The following is an 18,959-nucleotide window of genomic DNA, read 5'->3' as shown; positions in this document are numbered from 1 at the left end:
GTTTCTGGAGTTCAAACGCTCTTCGCCTTGGATGAATTGCTCTGGGCGCGACTGATCTTTGCCCTTGGTGCCGTTGTGACTGCGGCGACGGTGGTGATGATTCTGCGCGGACACCTGTATTGGAATCGCAGGGGGTCGACGGATGTCCGCTGACTCGGTTCCCTTCCTTCAGCCCGGGATCGCCTGGGCGTTGGTGGTGCTGTTCTCTGTGCTCTGGGTGGCGCTGGGGATTGCCTGGGGCCGGCGCGGTCAAGGCAATGCCGACGACTACATGCTGGCGGGGCGCAACATCGGGCTGGCCCTGAGTACGGCCACGTTGATGGCCTCCTGGGTCACCGGCAACACCACCCTGCTCGCCCCTGAATTCGGCTACAAAACCGGCCTCTGGGGCATGTTCAGCTATGCCCTGGCCGGGCTTGGCCTGATTCTGTTCGCCCCCCTGGCCTCGCGGATCAAGCAGTTGATGCCCAACGGGCGCACCAGCGGCGACTTCATTCGCCTGCGCTACGGGCGTCTGGCCTGGTGGGTGTTCATGCTGATCACCGCGATCTACACCCTGGGCTTTCTGATGACCCAGGCGATGGGTGCTGGCCTGCTGCTGCAGGCGCTTTCAGGCTTCGATTACCACGTGGGAATGGTGGTGGTGATTGGTGTTGCCACCGTCTACACCCTGTTCGGTGGGATGCGGGCCGTGATTGGCACCGATTTCATCCAGTCGCTGTTGATCATGGTGTTGCTGGCGGTGGTGGCGGTGCTTGCCTTCCGTCAATTCCCGATGCCTGAGGTGCATGCCTCCTTGCTGGCCCGGCATCCCGATCGGCTGGATCTGCTGCTGCCGGCGGGCTTGTTGATCGCCTGGAATTCCGCCCTCTTTTCGATGGGCGAGGTGTTTCACAACAACATTTGGTGGTCCCGGGTGTTCGCCAGCCGGCGCTCGGTGGTGATGACCTCTTTTGTTTTGGGCGGAATCGCCTGGATGAGCGTGCCGATGGTGACGGGCTCCATTGGCCTCGTGGCCCTGGCCCGTGAGCTGCCCCTCGAGCAGGTGAACATGGTGTTCCCTGTGATGGCAGCCGATCTGCTCGGGGCCGGTGGCGCGGCCCTGGTGTTTGTGGTGGTGTTTGCTTCGCTCACCTCCACCTTGGATTCGTTGCTGGCATCCACCGCCGATCTGTTGGCGGAGGATGTGTACTTCCGCCTGTTGCGGCCCCAGGCCAGCGACCTACAGCTCAAGCAGGCGGCGCGGCTGATGGTGGTGGGGTTGGCCGTCGTCACCCTGGCGCTGTCCTGGCCGCGGCTGGATTCGCTGGCGTCGGTGCTGTTCTTCACCGGTGCCCTGGTGGCCTCCACGGTCTGGCCGGTGGCCTGCGGTTTGTACTGGCGCACGGCCAACCGCACGGCTGCCATCGCGGCCATGCTCGCCGGCAGCGTTGTGGGCCTGCTCGCCTATGTGCTGATCGCGCCCTACTGCGCTGCTGTGTTTTCGGCGGCCGTGTCGGCGGTTGTGATGCTGATTGGCAGTCGCATGCGGCCGGAACGCTTTGACTTCACCTTGCTGAAGGAGGAGGGATGATCCAAACGCTTCCTTTGATGGCCGGCCTCGTTGGTCTGTCGGGTTTTCAGTTTCTGCTGGTGGCCAGTCAGCTCGCCCTGGTGCTGTCGGTGCTCGTGCTGCTGGTGATTTGGTGGGTGGAGTGGAGGAATGGCCGGGTTTGGTGATGTCTCCTTTAGCCGTCCACCCCAGCACAATCCTTTCCGGATCTTTGCTTAAGAAGCTGCTTCTTCGTGGACGAAGCAGTGTGGTTGTTGTTACGGGTGAAAGATGTAATTCCTGGCTTTAGCACTCGGTCTGGCAAACAGGGTGTTGATCCGATCCCGCTATGGCACAGGCCAAATCAGCAGTTGTGGACGCGTCATCGGTTCAGATTCGCTTTGAGCCGATGGGGCCAGATGTTTATGGGCAGAACCAACCCCAGGAGCTGCTGGCTGCCATTGCCGAAGACGTTGAGCCTTTGAAGGATCTGGTGGATCAGCACGTGGTCTCGATCCAACCGTTTCGCCCACAGACTCTTTTGCAGGTGTTTCGGCTGGCGGCGAAATTCGAGAGCAATCCAGACCGCTATTGCCGTCACAACACGCCGCTCACCGGCAAGATTCTGATCAACGCGTTTTACGAACCAAGCACGCGCACGCGGCTGTCCTTTGACAGCGCTTGGCACCGCCTCGGCGGTTCCTCCATCAACATCACCGACAGGGCCACCACGGGGATCGCCAAGGGCGAATCCCTCGAAGATGTCGCCCACATGTTCAACAACTACGGCGATTGTGTGGTGCTGCGGGACAGCGATCCCGGTGCGGTTTATGCGATGACGTCAACCCTGCGGATTCCCATCATCAATGCGGGGAATGGGATCGATGAGCATCCCACCCAGGCGATGGCGGATCTCTACACGATCTTCAAGTGGCGCCCCAAGCTTGCTGAAGCTGAAGTGGCACCCGCTGATCGGATTCGCATTGGGATCGTCGGAATTCCCTCGCGGATGAGAACGGTTCGCTCACTGTTGCGGATCCTGGCCAAGTTCCCGCAGGCCGTGGATGAGGTGGTGGTGATTCATGCCCCTGGGTTGGAGCCGGAGCAGCCGCTGTTCGACCCAGGACAGTTGGAGGAGCTTGAAGCATGTGGGATGAAGGTGCGCTCCAGCACCGATCTGCAGGCGGAAGTGCCCGACTTGGATGTGGTTTACATCAATGCCATTGCCTGGGTCGGCGATTCCTATGAAGTGCACGGCGGAGGGTTCCGTCTCACCCGCGACATGCCCTTCAAGCCGGAAGCGATCGTGCTCCATCCGCTAGCTCGGGGAGCGGAACTGAGCACCTGCATGGATGACACGCCCCACAATTGGTATTTCAGCCAGGCCAGGGGAGCTGTGTTCCTGCGGATGGCCCTGCTCACCTGCATGGTGGATCGGGCCGAACGCGTGATGGATGTGATCTGAGGTGGACTGATGTGTGGAATCGGGGGTGTTTTCAATGCCGACCGTCAGCAGACGGTGGATCGCCAGCTGCTGGTCAACATGGCGGCGATTCAGGCCCATCGCGGGCCCGATGGCTTCGGCGTTGAGGTGATCGATCAGGCCGGCGTTGGCTTCTGCCATGCCCGCCTTTCGATCATTGACCTGAATGAGTCACGGGCCCGGCAGCCCTTCCTCACCGATGACGGTGAGGTGCTGATGGCCCACAACGGTGAGTTCTACGACTTCCAGCGAATCAGGGCTGATCTCACCGCCCAGGGAGTGCGCTTCAGCAGCAAGAGCGATTCCGAGATCCTGCTGCGGCTGTATCAACGCCAGGGCCTTGAGGCGACCTTGCCCCTGTTGCGCGGTGAGTTCGCCTTTGCCTTGTTTGATCGGTCCGAAGACTGCCTTTACCTGGTGCGGGACCGCTTCGGCATCAAACCGCAGTACTGGGCGATGACGCCTGAGGGTCTGGTGTTCGGTTCCGAATTGAAGGTGCTGTTCGCCCATCCGGCGGTGGAGCGACGTTTCACCTCGGAGGGTCTGTTTCACCAGTTGATGCAGACCATGGTTCCCGGCACCACCGCCTTCGCCGGGGTGCATCAGGTGAAGCCCGGCCATGTGCTGAAGGTGCAACGGGTGAATGGGCATCTGGAGGTGTCGGAGTCCACCTACTGGGACGTCGACTTTCCGCGCAAGGACGAGCGGGACCCGAAGCGAACCGAAGCCGACCACATCGCTGCCGTTCGTGCGGCTTTGCTGGAGGCCGTTGAACTGCGCATGGTGGCCGACGTGCCGGTGGGTTGTTACCTCTCAGGCGGCATCGACAGCTGTTCGATCCTCGGCTTGGCCTCAGCCGTGAGCCAGGCACCGGTGAAGGCGTTCACGATCGGGTTTGACGACGCCCGTTACGACGAGTCGCCGATTGCCCGTGAGATGGCCGAAGCCACCGGCGCTGAGCAGGATCTGATGCGTCTCTCGGGCCAGGAGCTCTATGGCCACATGGAGCGCACCATGTGGCATGCGGAGCGAACGATCTACAACACCCTGGCGGTGGCCAAGTTCTTGATGAGCCGTCACGTCAACGACGTGGATTACAAGGTGGTGATGACTGGCGAAGGCTCAGATGAGCTGTTTGGCGGCTATCCCGCCTTTCGCCGCGACATGTTCCTCCATGGTCTCGATGACCTGCCGCAGGAGGAGCGCGCCAGCTGGGAAAGCCTGCTGCAAGAGTCCAATGCCCTGGTGAAGGGGGCAATGCTGGCTGAAAACCAGGTGGATGACCCCGATCTTGATGCGGTGGTTGGCTTCACCCCCAGTTGCCTGCAGCCGTGGCTGGCCTGCGCGCCTTTGGTGCCGGAGCTTCTGGCGGAATCCCATGCCACAGCGTTGAAGGATTACTCCCCGGGCAAGGCGATTGCCGAGCAGCTGGATGCGGATCAACTGGAGGGGCGCCATGCCCTGGACAAGGCCCAGTACGTCTGGATCAAGACCATGCTGGAGGGCCAGATCCTCACCTGGGGTGGCGACCGGGTCGACATGGCCAATTCCATGGAGGCGCGACCCGCCTTCCTCGATCACCATTTGGCCGCGGTTGCGGTTCAGGTGCCGCCTGAGCTGCGGATCAAGGGGAAAACCGAGAAATACGTGCTGCGGGAAGCCATGGCCGGCCTGTTGCCGGAGGTGCTGTACCGGCGTGAGAAGTTCGCCTTCATGGCACCGCCAGCCCACACGGAGCCCGAGAAGTGGGAGCAGATGAAGCAGCTCGCCGACGACTACCTCAGTGATGAGGCGATCGATGCCGCTGGTTTGTTGAGCAAAGCCGGCGTGCGTGCCTTGTTTGCCCGTCACGAGGATCCAGCCACCACCGATGCAGAGCGTGTGCAGATGGATGCGGTGATCAATCACCTGCTGGGCGTGCAGATGTTGCACCGCATGTTTGTGGCGGAAGACATGCCAGCCCTGGCCCGCCGGGAGGCGGACCGCCTGGGCTGGCGCGTGCTGATGCCCGTTTGAATTCTTTGATCAGGGTTAAATCGTTGCGCTAGCTACAGGCCGATCGGTCCGTTCAGGTGAAGGTGTTGGTTCCTTTGAACTGAAGGTCACGGCATTGCCAGCGCTCATTTCGGCTTCTCCGACCACCCCTGCATCGCGGGTCGAGCCAGCCAAGATCGCGGCGCGTCCAAACCGTGATCGTTTGGTGGCAACGATTGAGCAGCTGGCCAGCATTGGCGCCAAGCCTGATGGCAGCGTGTGTCGACGCGGTTTTTCGCCGGAGGATGTGGAGGGCCGTGAGTTACTGGCCCACTGGATGAAGCAGCTCGGCATGCAGGTGCGTGTTGATGCCGCTGGCAACTTGATCGGACGCCTCGAGGGCCTGGATCCCCACCGCCCTGCCCTGGTGACCGGGTCGCACCTCGACACGGTTCCCACCGGTGGACGTTTTGATGGGGCCCTGGGGGTGTTGGCCGGTCTGGAAGCCTGCCGCGCGCTGCAAGACCAGGGCCTGCGCCTGCAGCACGGCATCGAGTTGATCGCTTTTGCCGACGAGGAGTCGACCATGGTGGGCTGCAAGGGCTTGGCGGGCACGGCCTCCGATGACCCGGAGAGTTATGCCACCAGCAATGGTCAGCCGATTCAGGACAACCTGGCGCGCATCGGCGGCCACTGGCCCTCCCTGGCCTCGGCGCGCCGCTCCGATGATGCTTATGCCGCTTTCCTGGAGTTGCATGTTGAGCAGGGTGGCGTTCTTGAGCAACGCGGTGATGCCATCGGTGTTGTGGAGGGCGTTGTTGGTCAGCGTCGGTTCAGCATCAATGTGAAAGGCCAGGCCAATCACGCCGGCACCACACCGATGGGGTTGCGACAAGACGCCCTCGTGGCGGCCTCGCGTCTTGTTCTTGCCATCGAGGCCATGGCTTCCCGTCATCCCGGAGATCCGGTGGCGACGGTGGGTCGACTGGAGGTTTGGCCCAATGCAGCCAATGTTGTCCCCGGCGCAGTCGCCCTGACGGTTGACCTCAGGGATGTGGATCCCACCGTTCTCGATCAGTTGGTTGAGGAGTTGATGCATCAGGTGGAACGCATCGGTGTTGAAACCGGCTGCCCGATTGCGGTTGACCCCCAGTTCAGCGTTGATCCCACCCCTGCTGACGCTGTGGTGATGGCCACGATCGCTGAGGCCGCAGCCGATCTCGGCCTGTCCCACAGCCATCTCCCCAGCCGCGCCAGCCACGATGCCCAGGAGGTTGGCCGACGTTGGCCGATGGGCATGATTTTTGTGCCCAGCCGGGGCGGCCTGAGTCATTCCGCTGCTGAGTTCACCAGTGACGAGCAGTGCTGGGCGGGCACCGCGGTGCTGCTGGAAACGTTGCTGCGGCTCGACCGTCAGCTGCCGTGACCTTTTCGATCCTGGCCCGGGACCCCAGCAACGGTCGCTTCGGCGTGGCTGTGGCCACCTGTCATCTGGCTGTTGGATCCACCGTGCCTCACATCCGCGCCGGAGTTGGTGCTGTCGCCACCCAGGCCCACACCAATCCGTATCTGGGGATTTGTGGCCTTGAGCGCCTTGAGCAGAGTTCCGATGCCGAGAGCGTTCTGGCCAGCTTGCTGGCGGATGACCAGCACCGAGACCGGCGTCAGTTTCACCTGATCGACCTGGACGGTCGCACGGCCTGTTGGACGGGGCAGGATTGCGGCCCTTGGGCAGGGCATCGCCATCAGCGTGATCTGTCTGTTGCCGGCAATTGCTTGGTGGATGAGGGTGTGTTGGCGGCGATGGAACAGGCCTTTCTCACCAGCGACCCCAGCTTGAAACTGGGCCGCCGTCTGATGATGGCTCTGCAGGCCGGGGAAGCGGCGGGCGGTGACCATCGCTCTCCCTTCTGCACCTCAGCAGCGGTGCAGGTGAGTGGTGAAGCTGCTTTTCCGCTGTTGGATCTGCGCGTTGATTTCCACGAGTGCGCCGTGGAGCAGTTGATGGAGGTGTATGAGCGCAGTCAGGCCCTCTGGGCCCAGGAGTGGAGGGATGAGCTGTCGGAATTGCCGATGCTCAACCGCTTGGTGGCTTGAGTATTCAGAGTCGTTAAGCCATTAAAAAAGCCCTGCAACGCAGCCGTGTGCAGGGCTTCTGGGGAATTCAGAAGTGCTCAGCTGGGGACGGATGCTTCCCACTCCACATTCAGGCCGGCCTGACGTGCGTCGGTGATCAGGTCATCGATGCAATCCATGCCAAAGGCGGCTTGCCCAGACAGCAGGGCGTCCCATTCCTGAGACGGAAAGTGGGTTTGCAGCCAGAACACGCCATGCACGCTGGAGGGACTCACTTGCACGAGGCCCTGGTCGAGGCGAGAGGTGATGAGATCCAACGTCTTGGCTGAAGCTGGATCTATTACGCCTCAATCCTCGGAACTGGAATGTTCGAGTTGCTACGGATTGAGAAGTTGGCCTAGCGGGTGTAGCGCACGCCGCGGTACACGAGCTGCACCGGAGTGCTGTGGTTGTTGATCTGGCGGGCTTGGTACACGTTGCGGCGGTAAACCAGCTGCACCCCAGGCTTGCCCTGAGTGGCGTTGTTTTGCTGGTATTGATGCCCGCGATAGAGAAGGGTGGTCATTGGATGGTCCTCGAAGCAAGCTCAGGTCCCCGTTCCATGGCCTGAGGCGAACTGCGCTTCGCGCGATGCGAAGTGAACGATCGGTAGCTGTTGCTACAGAAATATTGAAGCTCTTGCAAATGCCGAAGTGGTGTTCAGGTTGATACCTCTTCAGAAAAGTTTTTGGTTTTGTTTATTTTTGTGCGTAGGAATTAGTGGGTCTGGCTGATCTCAATCAGTTGATTGAGCACAGCATTGAAGAAGTTTCGGCCTTGTTTCTGAAGCGTGGTGCCCAGCCTGCGCCAGTCCTGGCTCAGGCGGTCGGGTCCTTCAGCTCCAAGGGCGCTCACCACGTAGTCGTGGTCGTTGGCGATCCAGCGTTCCAGCGCATCGCCGTCGATCTCGAGGTGGCATTGCAGGCCAATGGCGTGGGCTCCGATCCGAAACACCTGTTCGGCGCAGTGCAGTGAAGAACCCAGCAGGGTTGCATCGGCCGGGAGGTGGATGCGATCACCATGCCAATGCAGCACCAGAGTGCTGCTTGGTTGCCCCTTGAGCAGGGCCTCATCACTGGGATCCGCGACCCAGTGGATCGCGCCAAGCCCCAGTTCCTTCAGTTGCTGCGGTGGTGCGCCCACCTGCAGCGGTTGAACGCTGCCCCCTGCAGCCACAGCCAAGAGCTGCGCCCCGAGGCAGATGCCCAGCACCGGTCGGCGTTGCTGGTGCCAGGCCCTCAACCAGTCCAGTTCCTGCTGCAACCAGTCCATGCCTGGTTGGTCGTGATCGTTCACGCTCATCGGGCCACCGAGCACAAGGGCGATGCTGTTGGCACACGCCCTGGGGTCCGGCAGTGGGTCGCCCCGGTCGGGCCTCAGGATCTCGAGTGTCAGGCCCAGCTGCCGCGCCAGCTCTCCCACCAGTGCGGCGTCTTCGTGGTCCACGTGTTGGACCACCAGCAGCGTGGGGCTCAAAGCAGCAGGTAGCGCTGGGCCAGGGGCAGCACCTCGGCGGGCTCACAGGTGAGCAGTTGACCATCGGCGAACACCTCATAGGTCTGTGGGTCCACGCTCACCTTGGGCAGTGCTGAATTCAGCTTGAGGGCGCTCTTGCCCACGCTGCGGGTGTCCTTCACCGCCATGCAGGTGCGCTCCAGTCCCAGCTGGCGTTGGATGTCGGCATCCATCGCCGCTTCGCTCACGAAGGTGAGACAACTGGGGGCGAGGGCTTTGCCGAAGGCGCCGAACATCGGCCGGCCGTGCACCGGGCCTGGGGTGGGAATCGAGGCGTTGGCATCGCCCATCTGGGCCCAGACGATCGAACCGCCCTTCACCACCAGTTCCGGGCGAATGCCGAAGAAGCCCGGCTTCCACAGCACGAGATCGGCGAGTTTGCCGGTTTCGATCGACCCCACTTCGCTGCTGATGCCGTGGGCCAACGCCGGGTTGATCGTCACCTTGGCGATGTAGCGCTTGAGCCGGTGGTTGTCGTTGCGAGCGGAGTCTTCGGGCAGGGCACCGCGCTGCACCTTCATCTTGTGGGCGGTCTGGAAGGTGCGGGTGATCACCTCGCCCACGCGGCCCATGGCCTGGGAGTCGCTGGCGATGATCGAGAAGGCGCCCAGGTCGTGAAGGATGTCTTCGGCGGCGATCGTTTCGCGCCGGATCCGTGATTCGGCAAAGGCCACGTCCTCGGGGATCTTCGGATCGAGGTGGTGGCACACCATCAGCATGTCGAGGTGCTCCTCGAGCGTGTTGCGGGTGTAGGGCCGGGTGGGGTTGGTGCTGCTGGGCAGCACGTTGGCCTCACCGCAGATCTTGATGATGTCTGGCGCGTGTCCACCGCCGGCGCCTTCGGTGTGGAAGGTGTGGATGGTGCGTCCCTTGATGGCGGCGATCGTGTCTTCCACGAAGCCGGCTTCGTTCAAGGTGTCGGTGTGGATGCACACCTGCACATCCATCCGATCGGCCACCGACAGGCAGGCATCGATGGTGGCGGGCGTGGTGCCCCAGTCTTCGTGCAGCTTCAGGCCGCAGGCACCGGCGCGCACCTGTTCTTCCAGCGCTTCCGGGGTGCTGGCGTTGCCTTTGCCGAAGAAGCCCAGGTTCACCGGCAAACCTTCGGCGGCCTGGAGCATCCGTCCGATGTGGAAGGCGCCGGGGGTGCAGGTGGTGGCATTGGTGCCTGTTGCCGGTCCGGTGCCGCCGCCCATCAGGGTGGTAACGCCGCTGGCCAGGGCCGTTTCGATCTGCTGGGGGCAGATGAAGTGGATGTGGGTGTCGATGCCACCGGCCGTGAGGATGTGGCCCTCCCCAGCGATGGCTTCGGTCCCTGGGCCCACCACGATCGTCACCCCTTCCTGGGTGTCGGGGTTGCCGGCTTTGCCGATGCCAACGATGCGGCCGTCCTTGAGGCCGACATCGGCTTTGACGATGCCCCACCAGTCGAGGATCAGGGCATTGGTAATCACCGTGTCGACGGCGCCCTCGGCTCGAGGGGTCTGGGATTGGCCCATGCCGTCGCGGATCACCTTGCCGCCGCCGAACTTCACCTCATCGCCGTAGACGGTGTAATCCTTTTCGACTTCCAGAATCAGATCGGTGTCGGCCAGGCGAACCCTGTCGCCGGTGGTGGGTCCGTAGGTCTCGGCGTAGGCCTGGCGGGAGATGCGGTAGGGCATGGGTCAGGCGTCGAGGGGTCCGTTGATCTGGCTGTTGAAGCCGATGACGCGTCGCGCACCGGCGAAGGGAATCAGGTTCACGTCGCGGCTGTCGCCGGGTTCGAAGCGGATGGCGGTGCCGGCGGGGATGTCGAGCCGTTGACCGCGGGCTGCGGCCCGGTCGAACTGCAGGGCGGCATTGGCTTCGGCGAAATGGAAATGGGAGCCCACCTGCACCGGCCGGTCGCCGCTGTTGGAGACGCTCAGTGTGGTGACGGGTCGACCTGCATTCAGTTCCAGTTCACCCGGTTCGGGGAGCAGTTCGCCTGGGATGAGAGGTGCCATGGGTTCTGCCTCAGCGAATCGGGTCGTGCAGCGTGACGAGCTTGGTGCCATCGGGAAAGACGGCCTCGATCTGCACCTCATGGACGAGTTCGGTCACGCCTTCCATCACCTGGTCCTGACGCAGCCAGGTGGTGCCTTCCTGCATCAGCTCCGCCACGCTCTTGCCGTCACGGGCACCTTCCAGCACCAGAAAACTGAGCCAGGCCACCGCTTCGGGGTGGTTGAGCTTCAGGCCACGGTTCAAGCGCCGCTCAGCAAGCAGTGCCGCGGTCACGATCAGGAGCTTGTCCTTTTCCTGGGGACTGAGATGCATGGCGAAGCTCGGTCTTCTTCAGTGTGTCTCCGCTGCAGCCTCGAAAGCGTTCACAGTGGACGTTTGTCGGCGCAGAGGCTGTTCCTGCAGGGGCCAGACCCTGGGGATGCGAGGCCGTGTCAGCCCTCGGATCGTTCGCGTTCGCTCCCAGATCCGGCTGAACCAGAAGCGGGCATCACGGCTCGACTCGCCGGAATAGCGGGCGATCAGTCCCTGATTCAGGGCGCCGCAGCGCATTGTGCCCGTCAGGCCTTCGCGGTCGGCCCGTGCTCCCTCCAGCAGTGATGCTGTTGTTTCGGCACCCATGGCCATCGGTGCGGCCCAAGCCAGTGTTCCGAACACCGGTGCGCCTCCCAATCCATGCGGGCTGTCCAGGCTGGCGCCGCCGAGCTCCACCCGATCCGCCAGCTCCCAGGTTGGGCTGTTGCCTGCGAGGCGCTGAATGGTGAGGCTCGAGCGCCACCGTCCCTGCTGCAGGGTTTCGCCGGCGGCGGTTCGGCCCAAGCGCACGATCTCTGCGCTGAGAAAGGAGGCGTCCTGGGGCAGGGTCACCGTCAGCTGCTGCTCGAACAGGGCATCGGCGTACAGCACCAGTTCCTGCGGCAGCCATTCGAAGTCACTGCCGCTGGCCAGTGAGCAGCGCACCTGTTGATGGGCAAAGCAGCCCTCGGGTTGCAGGCGGCTGCGGCCGATCGATCCGTAAACCTTCTGCGCCGCCACGCTGGTGATCAGGCCGCGGCTGTTGGCCTCAAGCTTGAAGTCCAGGCTGAGTTGATCGCCGCCCACCAGGCCTCCGGCGGTGTGCAGCACCGGCAGCTCGCAGCGTCCGTCATCGCCGCGTTCACTGCGAAGCAGCTTGAACGGAGCCGTGCAGCCCCCCTGGTGTTTGGTGCTGCCGTTGGTGGCATGAAACTGCAGGTCGCAGCGGCCGTGCCAGGGATCGAGACGTTGCATGGCCTCACGCTCCGCCGCCACCGGCTTCAACTCTGTAGCAATGCACACCAAAGCGCTGCTGATTGATCGGCACGCTTTTGTTGTGGAACTGGAGAGGAGCTGCTGGTGACGGATGCGGTGGTCGTGCTGGAGCAGCGCCTGCAGAACAGCAGTGCCACGGCCACCCTGCAGTTGCCGTTAACGGCCGAAGAGCGCACGGTGCTGCGGGGCCGTCGCACCACCTCCTGCGGTCGCCCGGTGCTGTTGCAGTTGCCCCGTGAGGGTTCTCTCCAGCCCGGTGACTTGTTGGGGGATCAGTCCGGTTCGACTGTTGTGGAGGTGGCGGCAGCGCCGGAAGCATTGATGCGGGTGCAGGGATCGCATCCTCTTGAGCTGTTGCAGGCGGCATATCACCTGGGCAATCGCCATGTCGCCCTGGAGCTGCATGAGCAGGAGCTGTTGCTGCCGGAGGATTCCGTTCTCGCCACGATGCTGGAAGGTCGGGGATTGACGGTGAGCCGCTGTCAGCAGCCGTTTGCCCCCGAAGGCGGCGCCTACGGAGGCCATCAGCACGGATGACGTCCCTGGCGTTACTGCAACTGGTCAGCCCGGCCCTTCCAGTGGGTGCCTTCAGCTATTCAGAGGGGCTGGAGGTGTTGATTCAGGCGGGTTCCATCGCCGATGAGCAGGCCATCCAGGCTTGGTTGGAGGCTGAACTGCAACGGGGCGCGGTGCGGCTGGAAGCTGCGGCATTAAGGCCTCTGGCGGAGGCGTTGGTGGGGTGGTCCACCCAGGCCGATGCGGCGGCCAAGGCGCGCCTGATCGATCTGGATGGTTGGCTGATGGCCACCCGCGAGGCCGCGGAGCTGCGAGCCCAGCAGCGTCAGATGGGGATGTCGCTGCTGCAGTTGATGTCGGACATGGGACACGACCTGCCTGAGCCGGTGGCCCTGAGCTGGCCGGCGGCCTGGGCCTGGGCTGCTGTGGGCTTGTCGGTTTCAGGGGGAGACATGGTGGAGGGGTACCTCTACGGCTGGGTTGCCAATCAGCTCAGTGCCTCGGTGCGGCTGCTGCCGTTGGGTCCGTCTCGAGCGCAGGTGCTGCAACAGCGGCTGCTGCCGCTGATTGCCTCCCAAGCGCAGCTGCTTCAGGCGGCCGATCCCCAGCAGCTCTGGAGCAGTGGTGTGGGTGCGGGCATGGCGCAGCTTGCCCATGCTGAGCTGTATTCACGCCTGTTTCGAAGCTGATGAGCAGCAAACTGCGCCTGGGGGTGGCGGGCCCTGTGGGATCCGGCAAGACCGCACTGGTGGAGGCCCTCTGTCGCCGCTTGCGCGACGAGCTCCAGCTCGCGGTGGTTACCAACGACATCTACACCCAGGAGGATGCCCAGTTCCTCACCCGTGCGGGTGCCCTGGATCCAGAGCGGATCCGTGGCGTGGAGACCGGTGGTTGCCCTCATACGGCGATCCGTGAAGACTGCTCGATCAACCGAGCTGCCGTGGCGGAGCTGGAGATGCAGTTTCCGAATCTCGATCTTGTTCTGGTTGAGAGCGGCGGCGACAACCTGGCGGCGAGCTTCAGTCCGGAATTGGTGGATCTCTGCATCTACGTGATCGATGTGGCGGCCGGCGACAAGATCCCCCGTAAAGGAGGGCCTGGCATCACCCGCTCTGACCTACTGGTGATCAACAAGATTGATCTGGCTCCCCAGGTTGGTGCCGATCTTTCAGTGATGGAACAGGACACCCGGCGGATGCGGGGAGACCGGCCTTGGTGTTTCACCAATCTCCACAGCGGCGAAGGCCTGGAGCAGGTGGTGGGGTTCCTGTTGCAACAGCTACCGAATCGTTGATCCGCTGCTGCTGGGCTCGTCATTTGGTTCTTCTTGATACCAAAACCAGGACGCGCTGATCCGTACCTTCCATCAGCTGCCGTCAGGCACATTCCTGTTTTGGATCACCATGAGCTCTTCTCTCTCTAAGCGTCTGTTCGCCGGCATGGCCGCGGCATCGCTGGGCCTTGCCGTGACCGCATGCGGTGGCGGTGACAAGGCTGCCAACGTTGACTACGACGACAGCGTCACCGTCGGCATCCTGCACTCGCTGACCGGCACCATGGCCATCTCCGAGTCCACCCTGGTGGACACCGAGAAAATGGCGATCGATGAGATCAACGCCGCCGGTGGCGTTGAAGTTGATGGCAAGAAGTACAAGATCGAGTACATCGTCGAAGACGGTGCCTCCGATTGGCCCACCTTCGCTGAGAAGTCCAAGAAGCTGATCGACCAGGACCAGGTGCCCGTGGTCTTCGGTGGCTGGACCTCAGCCAGCCGCAAGGCGATGCTGCCTGTGTACGAGTCGAAGAACGCTTTCCTCTACTACCCGATTCAGTACGAGGGTCAGGAGTGTTCCAACAACATCTTCTACACCGGTGCCACTCCGAACCAGCAGTCGGAGCCTGCCACCAAGTTCATGTATGAGAAGTCGCCTGCCGCTGGCAAGCCCTTCTTCCTTGTGGGTTCGGACTACGTCTTCCCCCGCACCTCCAACACCATCACCAAGGAACAGCTCAAGTCCCTGGGTGGCGAAGTGGTCGGTGAGGACTACTTGCCCCTGGGCAACACGGAGGTTGCTCCGATCATCGCCAAGATCAAGAAGGCCCTGCCTGACGGTGGTGTGATCATCAACACCCTGAATGGTGACCAGAACGTCGCCTTCTTCAAGCAGATCCAGGACGCCGGCATCACCCCCGATAACGGCTACTACGTGATGAGCTACTCCATCGCGGAAGAGGAGATCAGCACCATCGGTTCTGAGTTCCTTGAGGGCCACTACGGCGCTTGGAACTACATGATGTCGATCGACACCCCGGCATCCAAGAAGTTCGCTGCTGACTTCAAGGCCAAGTACGGCGCCGACCGCCAGGTCGCTGACCCTCAGGAGTCGGCCTACAACATGGTCTACCTGTGGAAGAAGGCTGTCGAGAAGGCCAACAGCTTCGACGACGACAAGGTGCGTGAGGCCCTGGTCGGCATCGAGTTCGACGCGCCTCAGGGACCTGTGAAGGTGATGCCCAACCACCACCTCTCCCAGACCGTGCGCATCGGCCAGATCACTGCTGACGGTCAGTTCGAGATCCTCGAATCCACCGATGGCCCCGTGGCTCCTCAGGCCTGGAACCAGTTCGAGCCCAGCTCCAAGGGCTTCGCTTGCGACTGGACCGACGCCTCCAAGGGTGAGAAGTACAAGCTCTGATCTTCTGATCACAGCCTGATTGCTCTTCAGGGAGGAGCCCGGTGACGGGCTCCTCCTTTCGTCGTTTCATTGAACGCTTCGTTTCACACGTCCGTGCAACTGCTTCTCGAAAGCCTGTTCAACGGTGTTGCCATCGGCTCGGTGCTGCTGATGGCCGCCCTCGGACTGGCCATTGTCTTCGGCCTCATGGGCGTGATCAACCTCGCCCATGGTGAGCTGATCATGCTTGGGGCCTACACCACCTACGTGGTGCAGCTGATCTTCAAGCTGCCTGCGCTGCAGCCGGTTTACAACGCCTACGTGCTGGTGGCGCTTCCCCTGGCTTTCATCGTCAGCGGTGTGGTCGGCATCCTGCTGGAACGCACCGTGATTCGCCGGCTCTACGGCAACCCGCTGGAGACCCTGCTCGCGACCTGGGGCGTCAGCTTGATTCTTCAGCAGTTTGTGCGGAGTGTTGCCCTGGCCCACGCCGCCGGCCTGATCCTGGCGCTGGTGCTGGGCTTTGGCCTGCCGCTGCTGCTTCCCTCCTCGCTTCTTTTGGGGCCTCGAGCTCGTTTGGTGCGTGCGGGGAGTTGGGCTGTTTCAGCCCTGGGCGGTGTGCTGCTGGCCGGTGGCCTGGCCTCACAAATCAGCCGCATTGCCAGGGCCACCTCCCGCAATGTGGATGTGACGGCACCCAAATGGATGCGCGGCGGCATCGAATTCATGGATATCACCTTTCCTGTGCCGCGCCTGGTGATCATCGTGATCACGATCGTTGCGGTGGTTGGGGTGACGTGGTTCCTCAACAAAAGCGTTTGGGGCATGCGCATTCGTGCTGTGACCCAGAACCGTTCGATGAGTGATTGCCTTGGCATCCCCACCGACACCGTTGATGTGCTCACCTTTGGCATCGGCTCCGGTTTGGCCGGTGTGGCGGGGGTTGCTGTTTCCCTGCTGGGTTCGGTGGGCCCCAACGTGGGCGGGTCCTACATCGTTGGCTGCTTCATGGTGGTGGTGCTCGGTGGCGTCGGAAACCTGTTGGGCACCGTGCTCGCGTCCTTTGCCATTGGCCTGCTCACCGACCTGATCGGTGCTGGACGTCTGCTGACGATCTGGCCTGACATGCCGGCCCCCCTGGCTGGTGCTGTTGATTTCTTCGCCACCACGAGCATGGCCCAGGTGATGGTGTTCGCTCTGATCGTGGTGTTCCTTCAATTCCGTCCCGCGGGTCTGTTCCCGCAAAAAGGACGCATGGTGGAGGCCTGATCTGATGTTTCAAGCCTTTCAACAACGCCGTTGGCCCTTGATCATCCTTTGGGTGGTGATCGTTGCGGCCATCGTTGCCGCGCCTGCTGTTCTGCCGGTGTTTCGGCTGAATCTGTTGGGTCGCTTCCTCTCTTTGGCGATCGTTGCCCTCGGTATCGACTTGATCTGGGGCTTCACCGGTTTGCTCAGCCTTGGCCAGGGCATCTTTTTTGCCCTCGGCGGTTACGGCGTGGCGATGTACCTGCAGCTCAACAGCTCGGGTGATCTGCCCAACGGCATTCCCGAGTTCTTCAGCCTGTATGGCGTGGATCGGTTGCCCGCCTTCTGGGAGCCGTTCCATTCCCCGCTGTTCACTTTAGTGGCGATCTGGCTGGTTCCAGCTGTGCTGGCTGCCGTGCTCGGCAACCTGGTGTTCCGTAATCGGATCAAGGGGGTCTATTTCTCGATCCTCACCCAGGCGGCCCTGCTGGTTTTTTTCAATTTCTTCAACGGCCAGCAGAAGCTGATCAACGGCACCAACGGCCTTAAAACCGATGTGACCCAGCTGTTCGGCCAGATGGTGGGTTCCCCGGAGATGCAGCGGGGATTCTTCTGGTTGACCTCTGTGGTGGTGATTCTGGCCTGGCTGTTTCTGCGCTGGGTGGTGCGGGGCCGGTTTGGAGACGTGTTGATCGCCATTCGCGATGACGAACCCCGGCTGCGCTTTGCCGGTTACAACCCAACCCTGTTCAAGACGATCGTCTTCGCCATCGCTGGTGGTTTGGCAGGCATCGGTGGTGCGCTTTACACCGTTCAGTCGGGCATTGTGTCGCCGCAGTACATGACCGTTCCCTTCTCGATTGAGATGGTGATCTGGGTTGCGGTGGGGGGTCGAGGCACGCTCGTTGGAGCCATCCTCGGCGCTGTGGCCATCAACTACGCCAAGAGTTTGGTGAGCGAAGCTCTCCCCCAAAGTTGGCTGTTCATCCAAGGGGGCCTGTTCATCCTCGTGGTGACGGCCTTGCCGGAGGGCGTCATTGGCTGGTTCCGAGGCGATGGCCCTCGCAACTGGCTCAACCGATTCGGCATTGCCCGTCGGAGTGAGACCTATCCACGTCTCGATCTTGAAGGTCAGGAAGAGGTTCAGTCATGAGCACGGCTTTATTGGAGTTGCGCCAAATCACCGTCAGTTTTGATGGCTTTTTGGCGCTGCGCGATCTCAACCTCAGCCTTCAGCCTGGGGAGCTGCGCGCCGTGATCGGCCCGAATGGCGCCGGCAAGACCACGTTCCTGGATGTGATCACTGGCAAGACCGCTCCCACGGAAGGGGATGTGGTGTTCAAAGGACGCTCTTTGGTGGGAACGCGCGAGCACCGCATTGCGCGCTTTGGCATTGGCCGCAAGTTTCAGAGCCCTCGTGTTTTTGAGAAGCTCAGCGTTCAGGAGAACTTGGCTCTGGCGGTGAGCCAGCCGAAGCAGCCCTGGTCATTGCTGGTGGGGGGCCTGAATGGGGAGCAGCGCGATCGTGTTCATCACCTGATGAGCATCGTCAATCTGCAGAACCGTGCCGATTGGGCTGCTGGGTCGTTGTCCCACGGCCAGAAGCAGTGGCTTGAGATCGCCATGCTTGTGGGTCAGGATCCCGACCTGTTGCTGGTGGATGAGCCGGTGGCTGGGCTCACGGATGAGGAGACCGATCTGACGGCGGATCTGCTCAAGTCGTTGGCCGGGGATCACACCGTGCTGGTGATTGAGCACGACATGGAATTCATAAGACGGCTTGAAAGTCCGGTGACGGTGCTGCACCAGGGCCATGTCCTCTGTGAGGGCACGATGGATCAAGTGCAGGCTGATCCCCGGGTGATTGAGGTTTATCTCGGCACCACTGAGGAGGAGAACCAATGACGAACCTGCTGGAGATCCAAGGCCTCAACACCTTTTACGGTGAAAGTCACATTCTTCGGGATGTTGATCTCAGCGTGAAATCGGGGGAGATGGTTTGTCTGATCGGCCGCAATGGTGTGGGTAAAACCACCCTGTTGAAATCGCTGATCGGTCTGTTGCGCCCCCGCTCCGGAACCATGGCGTTCGACGGTGCTCAATTGGATCGTCAGGCACCGCATCAGCGGGCTCGGGCCGGGATTGGTTATGTGCCGCAAGGTCGCGAGATCATCCCTCAGCTCACGGTGGAAGAAAACTTGCTTTTGGGAATGGAGGCGTTGCCGGGTGGATTGGCCCGGCATCGCCACATTGATCCATTTGTGTATGAGCTTTTTCCGATCCTTCAGGAGTTTCTACCGCGTAAGGGCGGTGATTTGAGTGGAGGTCAGCAACAACAATTGGCCATCGCCCGTGCGTTGCTTGGCAAGCCAAAGTTGCTGCTGTTGGATGAGCCTACGGAGGGCATTCAGCCCAACATTGTTCAGGATATTGAAGCGGCTGTTCGGCGGATCATCGCCGACACCGGGATCGGGGTGTTGCTGGTGGAGCAACATCTCCACTTCGTTCGCCAGGCTGATCGGTACTACGCCATGCAACGGGGCGGCATTGTTGCCAGTGGCTCAACCAGTGAACTCAGCCAGACGGTTGTTGATCAGTTCCTGAGCGTTTAGAGCTTCGCTCG

Annotated in this window: 21 protein-coding genes; 14 read left to right on the top strand and 7 right to left on the bottom strand. The window is 61.9% G+C overall.

Annotation, left to right across the window (positions count from 1 at the left end; all coding sequences use genetic code 11):
• The first annotated feature begins 142 nt into the window (after nucleotides 1-142).
• The 6 genes from SynRS9907_RS13600 (at nucleotide 143) to SynRS9907_RS13575 (ending at nucleotide 7,085) form a co-directional block, all read left to right on the top strand.
• A complete protein-coding gene (locus tag SynRS9907_RS13600) occupies nucleotides 143-1,573 on the top strand; it encodes a sodium:solute symporter family protein (protein ID WP_186593740.1) in 1,431 nt (476 codons plus the stop codon).
• Between the two features lie 17 nt (nucleotides 1,574-1,590).
• A complete protein-coding gene (locus SynRS9907_RS14145; protein WP_255445928.1) occupies nucleotides 1,591-1,719 on the top strand; it encodes a hypothetical protein in 129 nt (42 codons plus the stop codon).
• Nucleotides 1,720-1,880: 161 nt separating this feature from the next.
• Nucleotides 1,881-2,996 (top strand): aspartate carbamoyltransferase, encoded by a 1,116-nt coding sequence (locus SynRS9907_RS13590; protein ID WP_186593739.1) that lies wholly within the window; start codon nucleotides 1,881-1,883, stop codon nucleotides 2,994-2,996.
• A 9-nt stretch (nucleotides 2,997-3,005) separates the two neighbouring features.
• Entirely contained in the window at nucleotides 3,006-5,030 is a 2,025-nt protein-coding gene (gene asnB, locus SynRS9907_RS13585; protein WP_186593738.1) for an asparagine synthase (glutamine-hydrolyzing), read from the top strand.
• 181 nt (nucleotides 5,031-5,211) lie between these two features.
• Nucleotides 5,212-6,414 (top strand): Zn-dependent hydrolase, encoded by a 1,203-nt coding sequence (locus SynRS9907_RS13580; RefSeq protein ID WP_370586641.1) that lies wholly within the window; start codon nucleotides 5,212-5,214, stop codon nucleotides 6,412-6,414.
• Nucleotides 6,411-7,085 (top strand): DUF1028 domain-containing protein, encoded by a 675-nt coding sequence (locus SynRS9907_RS13575; protein WP_186593736.1) that lies wholly within the window; start codon nucleotides 6,411-6,413, stop codon nucleotides 7,083-7,085. Before SynRS9907_RS13580 ends, SynRS9907_RS13575 begins: the two co-directional genes overlap by 4 nt.
• A 77-nt stretch (nucleotides 7,086-7,162) precedes the next feature.
• Here the strand turns inward: SynRS9907_RS13575 and SynRS9907_RS13570 are convergent, their stop codons facing one another.
• From SynRS9907_RS13570 to SynRS9907_RS13540, 7 genes are all read right to left on the bottom strand, one after another.
• Nucleotides 7,163-7,381: a hypothetical protein gene (locus SynRS9907_RS13570; RefSeq protein ID WP_115009785.1), complete on the bottom strand. Its 219-nt coding sequence runs from the start codon at nucleotides 7,379-7,381 to the stop codon at nucleotides 7,163-7,165.
• 80 nt (nucleotides 7,382-7,461) lie between these two features.
• Nucleotides 7,462-7,629: a DUF4278 domain-containing protein gene (locus tag SynRS9907_RS13565; RefSeq protein ID WP_186509456.1), complete on the bottom strand. Its 168-nt coding sequence runs from the start codon at nucleotides 7,627-7,629 to the stop codon at nucleotides 7,462-7,464.
• Between the two features lie 191 nt (nucleotides 7,630-7,820).
• Nucleotides 7,821-8,561 (bottom strand): type 1 glutamine amidotransferase, encoded by a 741-nt coding sequence (locus tag SynRS9907_RS13560; RefSeq protein ID WP_304623052.1) that lies wholly within the window; start codon nucleotides 8,559-8,561, stop codon nucleotides 7,821-7,823.
• Between the two features lie 14 nt (nucleotides 8,562-8,575).
• Nucleotides 8,576-10,285: an urease subunit alpha gene (gene ureC, locus SynRS9907_RS13555; protein ID WP_186593734.1), complete on the bottom strand. Its 1,710-nt coding sequence runs from the start codon at nucleotides 10,283-10,285 to the stop codon at nucleotides 8,576-8,578.
• 3 nt (nucleotides 10,286-10,288) lie between these two features.
• Nucleotides 10,289-10,609: an urease subunit beta gene (locus SynRS9907_RS13550; RefSeq protein ID WP_188021380.1), complete on the bottom strand. Its 321-nt coding sequence runs from the start codon at nucleotides 10,607-10,609 to the stop codon at nucleotides 10,289-10,291.
• A gap of 10 nt (nucleotides 10,610-10,619) precedes the next feature.
• Nucleotides 10,620-10,922 carry an urease subunit gamma gene (locus SynRS9907_RS13545; protein WP_188021379.1) on the bottom strand — a complete coding sequence of 101 codons (303 nt, stop codon included), beginning with the start codon at nucleotides 10,920-10,922 and terminating at the stop codon, nucleotides 10,620-10,622.
• An 18-nt stretch (nucleotides 10,923-10,940) separates the two neighbouring features.
• Nucleotides 10,941-11,876, bottom strand: coding sequence for an urease accessory protein UreD (locus SynRS9907_RS13540; RefSeq protein WP_188022499.1), 936 nt, complete (start codon nucleotides 11,874-11,876; stop codon nucleotides 10,941-10,943).
• A 105-nt stretch (nucleotides 11,877-11,981) separates the two neighbouring features.
• On the opposite strand from SynRS9907_RS13540, the gene ureE reads away from it, so the two are divergent.
• From ureE to urtE, 8 genes are all read left to right on the top strand, one after another.
• Nucleotides 11,982-12,434, top strand: a complete 453-nt coding sequence (gene ureE, locus SynRS9907_RS13535) for an urease accessory protein UreE (protein WP_188021377.1) — start codon at nucleotides 11,982-11,984, stop codon at nucleotides 12,432-12,434.
• Nucleotides 12,431-13,102, top strand: a complete 672-nt coding sequence (locus tag SynRS9907_RS13530) for an urease accessory protein UreF (RefSeq protein WP_188021376.1) — start codon at nucleotides 12,431-12,433, stop codon at nucleotides 13,100-13,102. The genes ureE and SynRS9907_RS13530 overlap by 4 nt, the downstream gene beginning before the upstream one ends.
• The gene (gene ureG, locus SynRS9907_RS13525) at nucleotides 13,102-13,707 is read left to right on the top strand and encodes an urease accessory protein UreG (RefSeq protein WP_188021375.1); all 606 of its coding nucleotides are present in this window, start codon (nucleotides 13,102-13,104) and stop codon (nucleotides 13,705-13,707) included. Before SynRS9907_RS13530 ends, ureG begins: the two co-directional genes overlap by 1 nt.
• A gap of 109 nt (nucleotides 13,708-13,816) precedes the next feature.
• Nucleotides 13,817-15,109, top strand: coding sequence for an urea ABC transporter substrate-binding protein (urtA, locus tag SynRS9907_RS13520; RefSeq protein WP_188021374.1), 1,293 nt, complete (start codon nucleotides 13,817-13,819; stop codon nucleotides 15,107-15,109).
• Nucleotides 15,110-15,202: 93 nt separating this feature from the next.
• Nucleotides 15,203-16,357, top strand: a complete 1,155-nt coding sequence (locus SynRS9907_RS13515; RefSeq protein WP_188021373.1) for a branched-chain amino acid ABC transporter permease — start codon at nucleotides 15,203-15,205, stop codon at nucleotides 16,355-16,357.
• 4 nt (nucleotides 16,358-16,361) lie between these two features.
• Nucleotides 16,362-17,489: an urea ABC transporter permease subunit UrtC gene (gene urtC, locus SynRS9907_RS13510; protein WP_115131365.1), complete on the top strand. Its 1,128-nt coding sequence runs from the start codon at nucleotides 16,362-16,364 to the stop codon at nucleotides 17,487-17,489.
• Complete coding sequence (urtD, locus tag SynRS9907_RS13505; RefSeq protein ID WP_115131364.1) at nucleotides 17,486-18,241, top strand: urea ABC transporter ATP-binding protein UrtD; 756 nt, start codon at nucleotides 17,486-17,488, stop codon at nucleotides 18,239-18,241. Before urtC ends, urtD begins: the two co-directional genes overlap by 4 nt.
• Nucleotides 18,238-18,948: an urea ABC transporter ATP-binding subunit UrtE gene (gene urtE, locus SynRS9907_RS13500; protein ID WP_115009797.1), complete on the top strand. Its 711-nt coding sequence runs from the start codon at nucleotides 18,238-18,240 to the stop codon at nucleotides 18,946-18,948. The genes urtD and urtE overlap by 4 nt, the downstream gene beginning before the upstream one ends.
• Nucleotides 18,949-18,959: the final 11 nt, after the last annotated feature.

This window comes from Synechococcus sp. RS9907 (assembly GCF_014279615.1).
Taxonomy (GTDB): Bacteria; Cyanobacteriota; Cyanobacteriia; order PCC-6307; family Cyanobiaceae; genus Parasynechococcus.
The sequence above is the reverse complement of the archived record's forward strand: the minus strand, read 5'-3'. Positions and strand labels throughout refer to the sequence as shown.